This window comes from Streptomyces sp. NBC_00659 (genome assembly GCF_036226925.1).
Lineage (GTDB): Bacteria > Actinomycetota > Actinomycetes > Streptomycetales > Streptomycetaceae > Streptomyces.
In genome coordinates this window covers 9,177,939-9,193,278 of sequence record NZ_CP109031.1, presented here as the reverse complement: position 1 = coordinate 9,193,278, position 15,340 = coordinate 9,177,939, and the positions used below count along the sequence as shown (strand labels likewise).

Annotated in this window: 14 protein-coding genes and 2 pseudogenes; 9 read left to right on the top strand and 7 right to left on the bottom strand. The window is 69.5% G+C overall.

Translation table 11 applies throughout. The features are described from left to right. Positions 1-351 precede the first annotated feature (351 nt). Positions 352-1,134 (top strand): VOC family protein, encoded by a 783-nt coding sequence (locus tag OG410_RS40315; RefSeq protein WP_329303714.1) that lies wholly within the window; start codon positions 352-354, stop codon positions 1,132-1,134. Between the two features lie 34 nt (positions 1,135-1,168). Here the strand turns inward: OG410_RS40315 and OG410_RS40310 are convergent, their stop codons facing one another. After that, positions 1,169-1,828, bottom strand: coding sequence for a GtrA family protein (locus OG410_RS40310; RefSeq protein WP_443063860.1), 660 nt, complete (start codon positions 1,826-1,828; stop codon positions 1,169-1,171). 278 nt (positions 1,829-2,106) lie between these two features. On the opposite strand from OG410_RS40310, the gene OG410_RS40305 reads away from it, so the two are divergent. Next, positions 2,107-2,862, top strand: coding sequence for a helix-turn-helix domain-containing protein (locus OG410_RS40305; RefSeq protein ID WP_329303713.1), 756 nt, complete (start codon positions 2,107-2,109; stop codon positions 2,860-2,862). A gap of 119 nt (positions 2,863-2,981) precedes the next feature. Here the strand turns inward: OG410_RS40305 and OG410_RS40300 are convergent. Both OG410_RS40300 and OG410_RS40295 read right to left on the bottom strand, forming a co-directional pair. Beyond that, positions 2,982-3,356, bottom strand: a pseudogene (locus OG410_RS40300) (LuxR C-terminal-related transcriptional regulator); the annotation flags it as partial. A 142-nt stretch (positions 3,357-3,498) separates the two neighbouring features. Further along, complete coding sequence (locus OG410_RS40295) at positions 3,499-4,356, bottom strand: oxygenase MpaB family protein (RefSeq protein ID WP_329303712.1); 858 nt, start codon at positions 4,354-4,356, stop codon at positions 3,499-3,501. A 422-nt stretch (positions 4,357-4,778) separates the two neighbouring features. On the opposite strand from OG410_RS40295, the gene OG410_RS40290 reads away from it, so the two are divergent. Both OG410_RS40290 and OG410_RS40285 read left to right on the top strand, forming a co-directional pair. Next, on the top strand, positions 4,779-5,918 hold the full coding sequence (locus OG410_RS40290) for an acyl-CoA dehydrogenase family protein (protein ID WP_329303711.1): 1,140 nt from the start codon (positions 4,779-4,781) through the stop codon (positions 5,916-5,918). Positions 5,919-5,971: 53 nt separating this feature from the next. Continuing rightward, positions 5,972-6,562 (top strand): hypothetical protein, encoded by a 591-nt coding sequence (locus OG410_RS40285; protein WP_329303710.1) that lies wholly within the window; start codon positions 5,972-5,974, stop codon positions 6,560-6,562. 159 nt (positions 6,563-6,721) lie between these two features. Here the strand turns inward: OG410_RS40285 and OG410_RS40280 are convergent, their stop codons facing one another. Both OG410_RS40280 and OG410_RS40275 read right to left on the bottom strand, forming a co-directional pair. After that, positions 6,722-7,975, bottom strand: a complete 1,254-nt coding sequence (locus tag OG410_RS40280; protein WP_329303709.1) for a MalY/PatB family protein — start codon at positions 7,973-7,975, stop codon at positions 6,722-6,724. A gap of 42 nt (positions 7,976-8,017) precedes the next feature. Next, positions 8,018-8,125 (bottom strand): annotated as a pseudogene (locus OG410_RS40275) (M24 family metallopeptidase); the annotation flags it as partial. Between the two features lie 201 nt (positions 8,126-8,326). Here OG410_RS40275 and OG410_RS40270 point away from each other — a divergent pair. From OG410_RS40270 to OG410_RS40255, 4 genes are read left to right on the top strand one after another with little or no spacing between them, the layout of a single operon-like run. Then, positions 8,327-9,601 carry an ABC transporter substrate-binding protein gene (locus tag OG410_RS40270; RefSeq protein WP_329303708.1) on the top strand — a complete coding sequence of 425 codons (1,275 nt, stop codon included), beginning with the start codon at positions 8,327-8,329 and terminating at the stop codon, positions 9,599-9,601. Further along, positions 9,598-10,539 carry a carbohydrate ABC transporter permease gene (locus OG410_RS40265; RefSeq protein WP_329303707.1) on the top strand — a complete coding sequence of 314 codons (942 nt, stop codon included), beginning with the start codon at positions 9,598-9,600 and terminating at the stop codon, positions 10,537-10,539. Before OG410_RS40270 ends, OG410_RS40265 begins: the two co-directional genes overlap by 4 nt. After that, positions 10,539-11,372, top strand: a complete 834-nt coding sequence (locus tag OG410_RS40260; protein ID WP_329303706.1) for a carbohydrate ABC transporter permease — start codon at positions 10,539-10,541, stop codon at positions 11,370-11,372. The genes OG410_RS40265 and OG410_RS40260 overlap by 1 nt, the downstream gene beginning before the upstream one ends. A gap of 38 nt (positions 11,373-11,410) precedes the next feature. Beyond that, the gene (locus OG410_RS40255; RefSeq protein WP_329303705.1) at positions 11,411-12,607 is read left to right on the top strand and encodes an ABC transporter ATP-binding protein; all 1,197 of its coding nucleotides are present in this window, start codon (positions 11,411-11,413) and stop codon (positions 12,605-12,607) included. Between the two features lie 70 nt (positions 12,608-12,677). Here the strand turns inward: OG410_RS40255 and OG410_RS40250 are convergent, their stop codons facing one another. Beyond that, a complete protein-coding gene (locus tag OG410_RS40250; protein ID WP_329303704.1) occupies positions 12,678-13,307 on the bottom strand; it encodes a hypothetical protein in 630 nt (209 codons plus the stop codon). A 356-nt stretch (positions 13,308-13,663) separates the two neighbouring features. On the opposite strand from OG410_RS40250, the gene OG410_RS40245 reads away from it, so the two are divergent. Then, a complete protein-coding gene (locus OG410_RS40245) occupies positions 13,664-14,248 on the top strand; it encodes a TerD family protein (RefSeq protein ID WP_328674025.1) in 585 nt (194 codons plus the stop codon). A gap of 234 nt (positions 14,249-14,482) precedes the next feature. Here the strand turns inward: OG410_RS40245 and OG410_RS40240 are convergent, their stop codons facing one another. Continuing rightward, entirely contained in the window at positions 14,483-15,274 is a 792-nt protein-coding gene (locus OG410_RS40240; RefSeq protein WP_329303703.1) for a YqjF family protein, read from the bottom strand. Positions 15,275-15,340 lie beyond the last annotated feature (66 nt).

Below are 15,340 nucleotides of genomic sequence, written 5' to 3'. Positions count from 1 at the left end.
GCAACGGTCCCACGCTTAACGCAACACCCTCCCACAGGAGACGTTGCAATGAATGAAGGTGAACGCTATGACCAGCGGGGTATCGGCACGATCCGGGCCCATGGATCAGTTCTCGCACCCGGCCGCACCGCACGGCCACCGGCCGCGACCGGTGGAGCGTGTCGCCCGTCCTGGCCGCCGGGGCCAGGAAGCACCATCGGGCGCGGGTCGCGCTTTCGGCGCCGGAGTGGGCCGCGGGTTACTCCGTACGGGTGAAGCCCGCAGGCCGCCGGTGGTTACGGGTGGCCCACCGCGGGCCGGGTCGGCATCGTTGCCCCCGCCCGCTCGACCGACGCCCCCGGAGGACTCCTCATGCTCGGCACAGACTTCAGCATCGGATCGCCCAACTGGCTCGACCTCGGCAGCCCCGACACCGAGGCGGCCGCCGCGTTCTACGGCGCCGTCCTCGGATGGCAGTTCGTCTCCGCAGGACCGGAAGCGGGCGGGTACGGGTTCTTCCAGCTCGACGGGAAGACCGTCGCCGCGCTCGGACCGCTCACCCAGGAGGGCGCGAAGTCCGCCTGGATGATCCACTTCAAGGCCGATGACATCCAGGCCACCGTCTCGGCCGTCACGGCCGGCGGCGGGACCGTCCGGATGGAGCCCATGGACGTCATGGGCGAGGGCCATCTGGCACAGGCCACCGACCCGCAGGGCGCCGAGTTCGCCCTCTGGCAGCCCGGCAAGACCGCCGGACTGGATATCGCCTCCGCCCCGAACACGCTGCTCTGGGCAGAGCTGCACGCTCCCGACCCGCTCGCCGCCATCGCCTTCTACGAGGGCCTGTTCGGCTGGCGCAGCCAGGAGATGCAGGCGCCCGGCATGACGTACCGGGTGCTGAGCACCAAGGACGGCGACCAGCAGGACGCCTCCTTCGGCGGGGTCGCACCGATGGGCGGCGGCGAAGGCGAACGGCCCCGCTGGGTGCCCTACTTCCACGCGGAGGACGCCGACGCCACGGCCACGGCGGCCACGGCGAACGGCGGGTCCGTCCTGATGCCGGCGGCGGACGTCCCGGACGTCGGCCGCATCGCCTGGCTCGCGGACCCGTTCGGCGCCGAGTTCGCCCTGCTGAAGCCCGACCCGCGGATGTGACACCCCGGCGGGCAGCCCTCACGGCACCGGCGGGTCAGGCGGCGCGACAGAGCGCCGCCTGACCCGCCGGTGCCGTGACGCGGGCCGCGGGAGCGGGTACGGGGCGGGTGGCGTGGACGGCGGCCGCGTCCGGCGCGAGGGCGCGGTGGACGGAGGCCGTGTCCGGCGCGGCGTCACGGCGGACGGAGACCGTGCCCGACGCGGAGTCGCGGTGAACCGAGGCCGTTCCCGACGCGAGGTCACAGCCGGCGGAGGCCGCGTCCTGTGCGTGGCCGCGTGCGAAGACGACCAGGCGCAGCGCCACGAACCGTGCGACACCGGCGAGCGCGGAGGCGGACAGGTAGACGGCCTGCTCGAGCACCGCGCCGGGCGCCGCCAGCAGTTGATGCAGGACGAGCATCGCCGCACAGGTCACCGCGTAGGTGGCCGCGGCGGACCCGGCCGACTGCACATGCTGGCGCCAGGTCGCGCGCCCGCCCGCACCGAAGGTGAAGCGGGCGTGCAGTTCGGTGGCCAGAAGGGTGGAGGCCGCGGTGATCAGGGCGTTGGCCACGCCCCAGGGAATCCAGGCGGCGAGGGCGGCCACGGCGAAGCTGGAGGCGAGCCCCACTCCCCCGCCGCAGAGCACGAAGCGGGCGAAGGCGGTGAAGGCGCCGGGAGCGGCGGCCCCCCGCCGGCTCGGTGCTGTTTCCATGATCCCCACCCCTTCGTCCGTCCGCCCGACCCGCGAGGCCCGCCCCGACGCCGCTCCCCATCATGCTTTCCTACATCGGAAACGCTACGTTGCGTTCACGGACGCAGCAACTCATTAATTGCGAAGCTCCCTTATATTCGCAGGTAAAGGGCATGAAATTGTTGCAATGGTTTCACCTTTAACGCAACAACCCTCTCTCCATTTGTTGCAATGAAGGAGGGTGAACGCTACAGTGAGGGGTACAGGGACCGCCGCGAGGAATCACCGAGGAGACCGCGATGCCGGGAGGCAGACTCACCCAGCAGGAACGCCAGCAGATCGCGCTGGGACTGGCCGACAGCCTCCCCTACGCCGAGATCGCCCGGAGTCTGGGCCGTCCCACCTCGACGGTCACACGTGAGGTGATGCGCAACGGCGGTCCCACCGCCTACCGCGCCAATCTGGCCCACCGCGCCACCGAACGCCGCGCGCACCGGCGCAGGACCGCCACCTCCCTCGGTCCGGAGTCGGTTCCCCAGCCGCACGGACGCGACGCCGAGGCCGTGGCCGAGTACGAGGAGACGTTCACCACCGTCCTCATGGGCTCCGGCCTGCCCAAGATCCCGGCCCGGGTGCTGACCTGTCTGTTCACTGCGGACACGGGCAGCCTCACCGCGTCCGAGCTCGCCCAGCGCCTCCAGGTCAGCCCGGCGTCCATCTCCAAGGCCATCACGTTCCTGGAGAGCCAGAGCCTCGTGCGCCGGGAACGCGACGAGGGCCGCCGCGACCGCTACGTCGTCGACGGCGAGCTCTTCTACCAGGCGACGATCGCCAGCGCCCGGGCCAACGACGAACTCGTCAAGACCGCCCGCCAGGGCGTCGCCGTCCTCGGCCGCGACACCCCCGCCGCCGCCCGTCTGGAGAACGTCGCCCGCTTCCTCGACTTCATCAGCGAAAGCATCACCCGCGCCGCCGAACAGGCCCGCGAAGTCCTCCACACCGGCCCTGGAACAACCCCGGGCGACACCTCCCGGCCAAGTGCGGACCACGAATAGGCCCCGCCTCCATCCGCCACAGCCACGCGTCCGGGACGGGCGGGAGGCCGGCGGCCACGATTGATCGTGCTCGCGCGAAGGGGCCGTTTGCGCGAGTAGCGGTCAGGTGGTGCGCGGGGTCAGGCCCGCAGGTAAGTGAGGACGGCCAGGACCCTGCGGTGGGTCTTGTCCGTCGGAGGCAGGTCCAGCTTGGTGAGCATGCTGCCGATGTGCTTGCCGATCGCCGCTTCGGAAACCACCAGCTCCTTGGCGATCGCGCCATTGGACCTGCCTTCGGCGACCAGTGCCGGCACCTCGCGTTCGCGCGGGGTGAGCTGCTCCAGCGGATCGCGCCGGGGGCGCAGCAACTGGCGCACCACCTCGGGGTCGATCACCGTCCCGCCGTCCGCCACCTTGTGCAGCGCTTCCACGAATTCCTCGACCTGGCCGACACGGTCCTTGAGCAGATAGCCGACACCCGATCCGTCTCCGGAGTCCAGGAGGCCTGCGCGGTGCTCGCCGTGATCTCGGAGGTCGCTCCGGCCGTCCTCTCCCTGCGCCGCCCGGCGGTGGAGCTCGCGGGCGTACGCGAGTGACCTCCGACCGGCGCCGGCCTGCCCGGGGGCGAGCCGGACGGGCTCGGTGGTGGACCCCATGTCACCTCGCCCCCAGCGGGCGCCGCGCGGCGGGATCGGTGCCCGGTCGGTGGGTGGCCCAGTAGGCGATGGCGAGCGTGCCGCTGATACGCAGCGGGGGCGGGACGAGCAGCATCACGAACCTCACGACGCGGGCGAAGCGCCGCAGTGCGCGTTGCTGCCGCGGGCTCCAGCCGAGGTGGAGCCGGTCGCGCAGGCGGGGTGGCATGGTGCCGACGGTGACCAGCAGCGCGTAATGGGCGGCGATCCGGGCGAACGGCCGCCAGAGCGGGTCCGGGAGCAGGCGGAACGGCTTGGCGGGGTGCGTGAGTTCGTCGACGACGTCCCGAACGGACTGGTTGTACTCCAGCCGGTTGTCGACCATGTCGTCGTAGTAGGCACTGAACGCCGCCCAGTCCGGGGGCAGTTGGTGGTCCTTGAGACCCCAGACCCGTCCGACGTCCCGCATCTCGCGGTAGTACTCCTCCGTCTCCTGTGCGGTCATACCCTTGCCGAACAGGTTCTGCGCGTCGACGGGCCCTTTGACGAGGGTCGCGTGCACCCAGTGATAGGCCTCCGGATCGAGTGCGCGATAGCGGCGGCCCGCGGAGTCGGTCCCCTTCATTCCGGCGTGCACCCTGATCAGGCGCCGCGCCTCTTCGGTGGCTGCGCGCTGCCCTCCGTAGATCACGGTGCTCAGCGAGAACAGGGTGCGCATCAGCCGGGGCCAGGGTTCGGCACGGAAGTTGCTGTGGTCCTCGACACCGGCGCCGACAACGGGGTGTGCGACCTGGAGCAGGAGCAGCTGGGGCGCCATGAGGGTGGAGCGGGCGTCCCCGAAGTATCGCCAGGCCGCTCCGCCCCGACGCGGTGCCCTCACTGCGGAGGACGTCTCAACTCCCTTGGATTGTGCGGGGTTCGGCTGGGTGGGCAGGTGCGGCAGAGGAGCCATGACGCTTCCGTTTCTCCGTTGTGTCCGGAGTATTGACGCGCCCCGTGAAACAAGTCAATAGTTTTTGTATCTTCGACTCATCGACGACTCCCGAAAGCTCGCAGCCATCGCCCCCAGCCCCGCGAAAGGGACTCCTCATGAGTGACGGATGCATCCATACCGGACTCATACCCAGAGGGCGGGTCGTGCGCACGGGAAACGCGGCGCCGTCATATCCGTCCCGTGCGCCCTGGCCCACGGGCACCTTCGCGTCCAGGCGGGACGGCGACGAGACACGGATTCGGTCACGCTCAAGAAGCCATGAGACACGCCGCATTTCTTGGTAACTCACCCGGAACCCGGAGGACCCCATGGGCACTCGACTCACCCCGGAGCAGGCCGACTTCGTCGCCGCCGTCCGCGACTTCGCCAAGCGCGAATGCGGCACGCGTGAACAGCGCGACGCGCTGACCGGCCACGGCCGTGACCCGCACAACGCCGAGGTCTACGCCAGGCTCGCCGACAACGGCTGGCTCGGGGTCTGCCTGCCGGAGGAGTACGGAGGGGCAGGCGGCGGACTGGCCGACGCCTGCCTCTTCCTGGAGGAGACGTCCTATGGAATGGTCCCCGCGGGCGGTTTCATCACCACCGTGATCACCGCCAAGGCATACGAGCGGTTCGGCACCGAGCGGCAGAAGGCCGAGGTGCTCGCCGGTGCCGTGCGGGGCGCGGTCCTCGCCATCGCCATGTCGGAGCCGTCGGCGGGCTCCGACGTGGGCGCGCTGAGCTGCCGGGCGCGACGAGGACCGGACGGCGACTGGCTGATCGACGGGCAGAAGACCTGGATCTCCAACGCCCATCTGGCCGACAGCATCCTGCTCGTGGCACGCACGGGCGCGGCCAAGCACGCCGGCCTGACCATGTTCCACGTTCCCGCCGGCACGCCCGGGGTGGAGATCCGAGGCATCGAGACCATGGGCGGCCGGGAGGTCAACGACGTCTTCTTCAGCGGCGTGCGACTGCCCGCGGACGCCGTCGTCGGCGAGGTCGACAACGGCTGGCGGCAGCTGATGGCCGGGCTGAACCACGAGCGGCTCTTCCTCGCCGCCAACATGCTCGGCCTGGCACGCCGGGCCTTCGACGACGCCGTCGCCTATGTCCGTGAGCGCGAGCAGTTCGGCCGTCCCGTCGGCTCGTTCCAGGCGCTGCGGCACCGGATCGCCGACCTCGCCACGGAGATCGAGTGCACCCGGCTGCTGGTCCGGGAGGTGGCCGCGGACTGCGACGCCGAACCGGCCCGGCTCTTCCCCCGCGAGGCGTCCATGGCCAAACTCAAGGCCACCGAGACCGCGAAGCGGGCCGCCCTCGAAGGCATGCAGATGATGGGCGGCTACGGCTACGCCACCGAGTACGACATGGAACGCCATCTGCGGGCGGCGGTCGTCTCCACCGTCTACGGCGGGACGAGCGAGATCCAGCGGGACGTGATCGGCAAGAGCTACGGACTCTGACGGACGATCCGCCCGGCGTCCGGCCTGTCAGTGGCGCGCTGTACGTTGCGGCCATGGGTGTCTATCTGGTCAGTGTCTGCGCGGAGGACTGGTTTACCGAGGGCGAGGACGGGTGGGGGGACATCGCCACGGCGCTGAACGGCGAGCTGCGGCAACAGGGGCTGCCGCCCTATGAGTCCGTACCCGAGGCGGCGGATTTCGTTCGCGGTTCGGGGCAGGCCTTCGAGGAGAAGATGAGTCCTTCGATGGACGGGTTCGTGGCGCTGTGCCGGGCTCACCTGTCCCGAGAGGACGAGGAGACCATCTGCGGCTGGACCGTACTGGTGCCGTTCTCGCTCGACGAGACGATCCGGCTGCCCCTCGGCTCCGGCTACACGGAGGCGTCGACCGTGATCGCCGGCGCTCCCCAGGTACTGGCGATAGCCGAAAGGCTGGCGGCGGCCGTCGGCCTCCCGGCCGAGACACCTCACATGTGCGACAACCTCGATCTGACCATGTGGTTCGGGCAAGGAGCGGCGGAGCGACTGGCCGCCGCCCGGCCGGGTCCCTGGAGCGATGACTTGGACGCGGCCTTCTACGTCGCCGTGTTTCTGCGCGCCGCCCAGCACTCGGTGCGGCGCGGCTGCCCCATGACCTATTCCTGAACTCAGACGGACACCTGCACGACGGACACCGGCTTCACCCGCCTCGGCTGCCCCTGAGCCCAACCACGGCTCCACGCCAAGGGCCCCGCACGTCGTGCGGGGTCCTTGGCGATGGTCACGGCGCCCCGGAAGGCCCGGGCCACGGCTCGCGCACCGTACTCACAGCTTCTCGACGGCCGTGAGCAGGCGGTCCACGGCCTCGTCGACCGTGGAGCGGGGGCAGCCCAGGTTCACCCGCATGTAGCCGTGGCCCTCGGTCCCGAACTTCTGCCCCTTGTCCAGCCACAGCCGGGCCCTGGTGAGCATGAACCTGTCCAGCGACTCGGCGTCCATCCCCAGTCCCCGGCAGTCCATCCACGCCAGATACAGGGAGTCGGCCGGCAGGACGCGCACCTTGGAGGTCGCGGAGTTGACCGCCTGGGCGAAGTGCGCGTGATTGCCGCGCAGGTAGGTGAGCAACTCCTCCAGCCACGGCTCACCGTGCGCGTAGGCCGCCTCGGCCGCGACCATGCCGAGCACGTTGACCAGCGGGAACACGTTGCGGTCGTACTGGCGCTCCAGCTCTGCCCGCAGCCTGGGATCCGGCACGAGGACGTTGGCGCTCTGGAGGCCGGGAAGGTTGAACGTCTTGCCGGGAGAGGTGCAGGTGATGCTGTTGCGTGCGAACTCCTCACCGAGCGAGGCGAACGGAATGTGTCCGAGGTCCGGGTTGAGGACGAGGTCCTGGTGGACCTCGTCGGAGATGACCAGGACGTCGTGCCGGGCGCAGATCTCGCCCATGGTCCGCAGTTCGCCCTCGGTCCACACGTTCCCGGTCGGGTTGTGCGGATGGCTGAGGATGAACAGCCTGGTGTCGGGACGGATGGCGGCCTCGAACACCCGGGCGTCGAACCGGTAGCCGTCATCGGTCCGCCGCAGCGGCGCGAACGCGAGGTGACGGCCGTTCAGCAGGACGTCCTCGTGGAAATGTACGTAGACCGGTGGCTGGATGAGGACCGAGTCGCCCGGTGCGGAGAACGCCTGCACGACCGTCTTGAGCGTGGTGATGATTCCGGAGGTCTGCACCACCCACTCCCGGGGAACCTCCCAGCCGAACCGCTTGGCCTGCCAGCCGGTCACGGCGTCGAGGTAGCTGTCGGTCGCACCGCCCGGATAGCCGAAGACGCCATGGTCCACGGCCTCGTGGAGCGCGTCGATCACCGCCTGGGGTGCCTTGAAGTCGGTGTCCGCGACCCACATCGGCAGCGGGTCGGCCGCGATCTCTTCGGGCGTCAGGAATTCGTGGGCTCTGGCCCACTTCATGGAGTTGCTGTTCCTGCGGTCGACGACGACGTCGAAGACCGATCCTGTACCGGCCGCGGGGGTGCTCCGGGCTGTTCGCTCACGTCCGTACGGGCTGGTGTCAGGTGCCATGGCTGGATGCTAACCAAGGCGACGAGCTCGTCACACGACGTTTCAGAGCGTGAGGAGTTCCTCGTGGAACCCGCCGAACCGGTGCTCCCGGCCGACGCGATGGATCTCCAGGATCCGGTGGCAGGTGCGGCCGGCCCTGTCGGTGCGGCGTTGCACCAACGCGAGGCCGGTGTGCGGGGCCGGACGCGTCGGCGAGTGAGGCCCGCCCCAGAGAGGGCCTTCTCCGCCGCCGATCGGATGACGGGTCGGTGAGGCGTGAGGGGTGATGCCGGTCGCGGGCCTAGCCTGTCGCACGTCCGGTCTTCCCCTGCTTGTCCGGATTTCTCGTACTGGTCCGGAAGGAGTGTGAGCGTGGCGCTGTCGTCCGGCATCCGTGGCCGCCTCCTGCGGGTTCTGCTCGCTCTGTGCCTGTCGGCGGCTCTGCTCGCCGGCTGCGGGAGCGGAGGCGGCGGGCCGGTGACCCTCAACTGGTACAACTTCCCGGATGATTCCGGTGCGCTGGCCAGTGCGGCGAGCGCCTGTTCCAAGCAGTCCGGTGGGCGCTACCGGATCAGTTACAACAAGCTGCCCCGTACGGCGGACGGGCAGCGCCAGCAACTGGTGCGCCGGCTGGCCGCCAAGGACGACACGGTCGACATCATCGGGCTGGACGTCACCTGGCCCGCCGAGTTCGCGGAAGCCAAGTGGATCCTGCCGTGGACCGGAAGCAACCGCGCCGCGGCCACCCGGGACACCCTGGAGGTCCCGCTGCAGACGGCTACGTGGAAGGGCCGGCTGTACGCAGTCCCGTACAACACGAACACCCAACTGCTCTGGTATCGCAAGGATCTGGTCCCCACGCCGCCCGAGACCTGGGCCGAGATGATCCTGATGGCCGGCCGCCTGGCGAAGCAGGGCAAGCCGCACTACGTGGAGATCCAGGGCGCGCAGTACGAAGGACTCACGGTCTGGTTCAACACGCTTGTGGAGAGCGCCGGCGGCTCCATCCTGAACGCGACCGCCACGGCTCCCAGGCTGGGCCCACCCGCCGTACGCGCGGCCTCGATCATGAAGACCCTGGCCACCTCGGCGGCAGCCGACCCCTCCCTGTCCAATCAGATGGAGGACCAGAACCGGCTGGCCATGGAGTCCGGCAGCGCGGCCTTCGAGATCAACTATCCCTTCGTGTATCCCTCGATGAAGGCCAACAACCCCAAGCTTTTCGAGCAGTTCCGGTGGGCGCCCTACCCGGGGGTCGAAAAGGGCCGGCCGGCCAAGCCCACCATCGGCGGCATCGACCTGGCCGTCGGCGCCTACACCCGCCACTCCGCGTTCGCCTTCGAGGCGGCGCTGTGCCTGCGGAACCGGCAGAACCAGTTGACCGCGGCGCTCGAGGGCGGGCTCCCGCCGACGCTCCGCCCGCTCTACTCGGACCCTGCCCTGGTCAAGAACTACCCCTTCGCCTCCACCGTTCTGGCGGCCCTGGAGAACGCCAGCATCCGGCCCAAGACCCCCGCCTACCAGAACGTGTCCATCGCGATCTCGCACACCCTGTCGCCGCCGAACGGGATCGAGCCGAGACCGGACGTGCGGAAGATCAGCGGCCAGATCAAGGACGCCCTCAACTCGAAGGGGCTGATCCCGTGACCCCGTCGGCGCCGACCGCCCCCAGGAAGGCAACGGGACCCAAGGACGGCCGTGCCCTGTCCGAAGGGGCCCGGCAGGAGCGCCGGTTGGGCTGGCTGCTGTGCGCACCGGCCGTGATCGTCATGCTCGCCGTCACCGCCTACCCCATCGTCTACGCGATCTACCTATCGCTCCAGCGCTATGACCTGCGCTTCCCGCAACAGGCGGAGTTCGTCGGCCTCAGCAACTACGGCGCAGTGCTGTCCTCGGAGTTCTGGTGGCAGGCCCTGTGGGTGACGGTGTTCATCACCGTGGTCTCCGTGCTCGTGGAACTCGTCCTCGGATTCGCCCTGGCGCTGGTGATGCACCGCACCATCTTCGGCCGCGGGACGGTTCGCACCGCCATCCTGATCCCGTACGGCATCGTCACCGTGGTCGCCGCCTACTCCTGGCAGTACGCCTGGACCCCGGAAACCGGCTACCTGGCCGATCTCCTGCCCTCCGGTGACGCTCCCCTCACCGAACAGTGGCCCGCCATCGGCCTGATCATCCTGGCCGAGGTGTGGAAGACCACCCCGTTCATGGCCCTGCTGCTGCTCGCCGGCCTCGCCCTGGTGCCGGAGGAGACGCTGCGCGCTGCCCAGGTGGACGGCGCCGGAGCCTGGCAGCGCTTCTTCCTGGTGACCGTCCCCCTGATGAAGCCGGCCATCCTGGTCGCCCTGCTCTTCCGGACCCTGGACGCCTTCCGGATCTTCGACAACATCTACATCCTCACGTCCGGCGCGCACAACACCGGCTCGGTGTCCATCCTGGGCTACGACAACCTCTTCACCGCGCTCAACCTCGGCATCGGCTCGGCCATCTCCGTACTCATCTTCCTGTGCGTGGCGTTGATCGCCTTCGCCTTCATCAAACTGTTCGGGGCGGCAGCGCCCGGCTCCCAGGAAGGGGGACGCTGATGTCCGCCGCCGGACGACGGAGGATGACGGGGTGGGCCCTGGTCAACATCATCGTGATCGTCTATGCCCTGTTCCCGGTCTGCTGGATCGTCTCTCTGTCCTTCAAGGACCCCAGCACCCTCACCGACGGCAGCTTCATCCCGACCAAGTGGACCTGGGAGAACTACCGCGGGATCTTCCAGACCTCCGAGTTCACCCGCGCGCTGATCAACTCCATCGGCATCGCCCTGATCTCCACGGTGATCGCGGTGGTGCTGGGCACCATGGCGGCCTATGCCGTCGCCCGGCTCCGCTTCCCCGGCAAAAGGCTGCTGATCGGCATGTCGCTGCTGATCGCCATGTTCCCGCCCATCTCACTGGTCTCGCCGCTGTTCAACATCGAGCGGATCATCGGCATCTTCGACACCTGGACCGGTCTGATCATCCCGTACATGACCTTCTCGCTGCCGCTCGCCATCTACACCCTGTCGGCCTTCTTCCGGGAGATCCCCTGGGACTTGGAGAAGGCGGCCAAGGTGGACGGGGCCACCCCGGCGCAGGCGTTCCGGCTGGTGATCGCTCCGCTCGCGGCGCCGGGCGTGTTCACCACCGCGATCCTGGTGTTCATCTTCTGCTGGAACGACTTCCTCTTCGCGATCTCGCTGACCTCGACCTCGGCGGCCCGGACCGTGCCGGCGGCCATCGCCTTCTTCACCGGGAGCAGTCAGTTCGCCCAGCCCACCGGCTCGATCGCCGCCGCCGCCGTGGTGATCACCATCCCCATCATCGTCTTCGTGCTGCTCTTCCAGCGGCGCATCGTGGCCGGGCTCACCTCCGGAGCCGTCAAGGGCTGACCGGCGGCAGCCGTTCGTCAGGACAAGAAGGACCGACCGTGGCAGAGATCGTTCTCGAAGGCATCACCAAGCGCTACCCCGATGGTGCGGTGGCGGTGAAGGACGTCAACCTCACCGTGGGGGACGGCGAGTTCGTCATCCTCGTCGGTCCGTCCGGCTGCGGTAAGTCCACCACCCTCAACATGATCGCCGGGCTGGAGGACATCACCGAGGGCAACCTCCTGATCGACGGGCAGGTCGTCAACGACAGGAGCCCGAAGGACCGCGACATCGCCATGGTCTTCCAGAGCTACGCCCTCTACCCGCACATGAGCGTGCGCGACAACATGGGTTTCGCGCTCCGGCTGGCCAAGGTGGACAAGGCGACCATCCGCGAGAAGGTCGAAGAGGCCGCCCGCATCCTCGACCTGACGGAACATCTGGACCGCAAGCCCGCCAACCTCTCCGGCGGTCAGCGCCAGCGGGTGGCGATGGGGCGGGCCATCGTGCGCGACCCGAAGGCGTTCCTGATGGACGAGCCGCTGTCCAACCTGGACGCGAAGCTCCGCGTCCAGATGCGCACCCAGATCTCCCGCCTCCAGCAACGCCTGGGCAGCACCACGGTCTACGTCACCCACGACCAGACCGAAGCCATGACGCTGGGCGACCGGGTGGTGGTGTTGCGCGGCGGATTGGTGCAGCAGATCGGTACCCCGCAACACCTCTACGAGCAGCCCAGGAACCTCTTCGTCGCGGGGTTCATCGGTTCGCCCTCGATGAACTTCCTGCACGCCACCGCGGAGGGAGGCCGCCTGCGCACTTCGGTGGGCGACCTCGAACTCGGCGACCGGCTGCGCCGCGCCCTAGAGCGGCACGACGCCCCCAGGGACCTGATCGTGGGGCTGCGTCCGGAGGCCTTCGAGGACGCCGCCCTGGTGGACCAGGGCAAGGCCGGATCGGGTACGACCTTCAGCGTGGACATCGACGTGATCGAATCCCTGGGATCCGATGTCTACGCCTACTTCACCGAGGACGAAGGGCAGCCCACCGAAACCTCCGAACTCGCCGAGCTCGCGGCCGACTCGGGGATCACCGACACCGGCGCGGGCGGGCACCAGATCGTCGCCCGTCTCAACGCCGCCACGCGGGTGCGCGAGGGCGACCGAGCCCAACTCTGGGTGGACACCGCCCACATGCACGTCTTCGACCCGGCCTCCGGGGCCAGCCTGACACGGTCCGACGAACCTGCCGGCTGACCCGGCGGGGAACACGTGTGGGCGCGGTGGGCTTCGGACGGGACTCCCGAAGCCCACCGCGCCGCGAGGGTCAACGCAGCCAGCCGTGGTCGCGGACGATCGGCAGCCTCGCCCAGAGCCTGCCCAGGCCCAGTACGTCACCGGCGGCGACGGCGGCCAGCACGATCAGGGCGATGGCGTAGACGACGTGGTAGTCGACGAACGGGTTGGTGGACATGCTCGGCGAGCCGTCCGCGAGGTGCCTGGCGGGGGGCCATTCGGCGATCCACATCAGCCCCATCATCGCGGTGCCCGCGACGGCGGCGATCCGCAGCGCGACGCCCGCGACCAGAGCGAGGCCGATGGCGAGCAGGCCGAGCATGAACAGCCAGTCGGCCCAGGTGTCCCCGGCCCAGGAGTGGAAGGTGGACTTCATCGGTCCCGCCGCGACGGAACCGAGGAAGCCCTTGGTCGGCGATCCGCCGTCGGTCCACCCCTTGCCGGACGGGGTGGCGTAGCCGAGGCCGAAGGTCTTGTCGAGGAAGGCCCACAGGAAGACGAACCCGGTGAGCAGACGCAGGGACGCGAGGGCGTAGGCCCGCGCGGTGCTCGTGTCGGTGCCTGCCGACACGTCCGACCGCGACCCGGCGGTGGTCCTGTTCCCGCGGAACGACGGCAGACGGAGGCCGGAGCTCCGGCGAGGCTGCTCGTGCACGGCCATGGTGATGGTCCCTTCGGGGCAGTCGGTTCGTTGTCTGACGTCCCTGACTCTCGTCCCGGACGCCGGGCGGTGCCGGATGCCGAAGGTCTGTGGCCGTTGGGCTGAACGGCCCTGTGTTCGGGGCCTGTTGGGCACTGCCTGACACAGCGGGCGTCCGGGCCACAGCCGTTGGGCTCGACACGTCGCCCATCGGTGGACCAGACGGCCGGGCGGTGGAAAGCGGCACAGGGGCAGGTACCCTCGGGCGGCCCCGGAACGCCGGCGCGGCACAACTCGGGCCCCCGAGCGGGGAACCGATCGAGGACAAGGCACACTCTGCGAGGTGTAGTCCCTTTTCACCGGAGGATGGCCCACCCATGATCACGCTCACCAAGGAAGACGGACCCGCAGACCTGGACGGAGTGACTCGCCTGTCCATCGGGGTGTCCTGGGACGCCACGGCAGGCAGCAGCGGAGGAGTCGTGGGAATGCTCCGCCGCAAGAGCGGCACCGACCTGGATCTGATCGCCGTCGCCATGCACGGCCCGGACCCGGTACGCCTGGCCGGCCTCGATTCACTCGACCCCATGGGCAACGGCTCCCTGGTACACAGCGGCGACAACCAGACCGGGCACGGCGACGGCGACGACGAAACCGTCTCGGTGGAGTTCGCACGCGTCCCTGCGCACATCACGTCCATCGTGTTCGTCGCCGCCGCCTTCAAGAAGGGAAGCTCCTTCCAGAAGGCACGCAACATCAGTTTCAAGGTCTACGACGCGACCGGTGGCAGCACCCAGCAGGTCGCGGACGTCTGGCCCAGCCTGCTCACCCAGGACAACGCCTGCGCCGTGGCCAAGGCCGTGCGGGTCGACGGTGCCTGGAAGCTCGAAGTGATCAACGTGACGGGAAAGATCAAGCAGGGTGACGAAAGCGCCCTGATGCGCTTCGCGTTGAGCAAGTAGGCCGCGCACCGAGGCCGGTGCCGTACGGGCGCTCGCGTCCGCACCGAAGGGTCCGCGCTGTCGGCCGAGGCCGGCCGAAGAACGGGTCTTCGGCCATGACCCGCAAGTGAACCCCGGTCCGTGACGGCACGGACCGGGGGTGCGGAAACCCGTTCCGGACGCGAGCCGGCGCTCACCGCGTCCGGATCGGAAGCGGCCCGCGCCCCGGCCCAGTCGTGGGGACGGAACCCGGCTTCACCCGGCGGTCCGCGGGCTCGCCGGTGCGGCGGGCGGGACGGAGGCCGGTCCGCGGGGCGTGAGGCCGGTGGGTCTGCCGAGGCGTACCGGGACACCGGGCGAGTACAGGACGCTGACCGGTGGTTCGTCGGGTGCCGGGATTCCGGCGGCCGCGAGGAGGTTCTCCTCGCAGGAGACCAGCTCCGCGTGGTGGAGCGGCCAGCGCGGGTGTTCGTTGGCGACGTAGCCCGTTCCGCCGGAGAAGGCGTTGTGCATGCCCCATCGGGCCGTGAGGAAGTGCTCCAGCTCGGTGGGCTCCGCGATGGGCCGGCCGACTCTCACGGCGATCCGGCTGTACGCCCGGGAGGTGCCGGGCCGGTGCCGGGAACTCTTGTACGTGACCAGGTCGCCGTCGGCCCGGACCCGCATACGGGACCAGAGGTACGGGAGCCGGAAACCGAGGCGTCCGATGACCACCGGCACGAGCCGCGAGGCGTCCATGGACCTGAAGACGACTCCTCGGCGTCCGTGCTCGTCGACCGAGTAGAGGCGCACGTTGGTCTCGGGGAAGGAGCCGAGATACGGCACCCCGGGAAAGCCGAGCCACCCCACTTTGTCCATCCGGAACGCGACAAGGCCCACGTAGGTGACGCCGTCGTGCGTGTCGGGAACGAGTCCGCGCGGCAGCAGCGGCGCGACGGCCTCGGGATCGACGGCCCAGTGGAGGAACGCGAGGTCGAGCCATCGCTGGGTGAGGAGCGGGTTGCGCACGGCGACCGGCGCCTCGGGCGTGACGGGGATGGGCTGCACCCCACCAGCGTGCCAGACCGCGATTCGGGGCGGCTGTCCCGGGCGTGGCGGCGGTGTACGACACCT

Excerpts from the sequence above, each read along its gene's own strand:
- OG410_RS40315 (WP_329303714.1), top strand. The coding sequence starts at position 352 with ATGCTCGGCACAGACTTCAGCATCGGATCGCCCAACTGGCTCGACCTC.
- OG410_RS40310 (WP_443063860.1), bottom strand. The coding sequence starts at position 1,828 with ATGGAAACAGCACCGAGCCGGCGGGGGGCCGCCGCTCCCGGCGCCTTC.
- OG410_RS40305 (WP_329303713.1), top strand. The coding sequence starts at position 2,107 with ATGCCGGGAGGCAGACTCACCCAGCAGGAACGCCAGCAGATCGCGCTG.
- OG410_RS40290 (WP_329303711.1), top strand. The coding sequence starts at position 4,779 with ATGGGCACTCGACTCACCCCGGAGCAGGCCGACTTCGTCGCCGCCGTC.
- OG410_RS40285 (WP_329303710.1), top strand. The coding sequence starts at position 5,972 with ATGGGTGTCTATCTGGTCAGTGTCTGCGCGGAGGACTGGTTTACCGAG.
- OG410_RS40280 (WP_329303709.1), bottom strand. The coding sequence starts at position 7,975 with ATGGCACCTGACACCAGCCCGTACGGACGTGAGCGAACAGCCCGGAGC.
- OG410_RS40260 (WP_329303706.1), top strand. The coding sequence starts at position 10,539 with ATGTCCGCCGCCGGACGACGGAGGATGACGGGGTGGGCCCTGGTCAAC.
- OG410_RS40250 (WP_329303704.1), bottom strand. The coding sequence starts at position 13,307 with ATGGCCGTGCACGAGCAGCCTCGCCGGAGCTCCGGCCTCCGTCTGCCG.
- OG410_RS40245 (WP_328674025.1), top strand. The coding sequence starts at position 13,664 with ATGATCACGCTCACCAAGGAAGACGGACCCGCAGACCTGGACGGAGTG.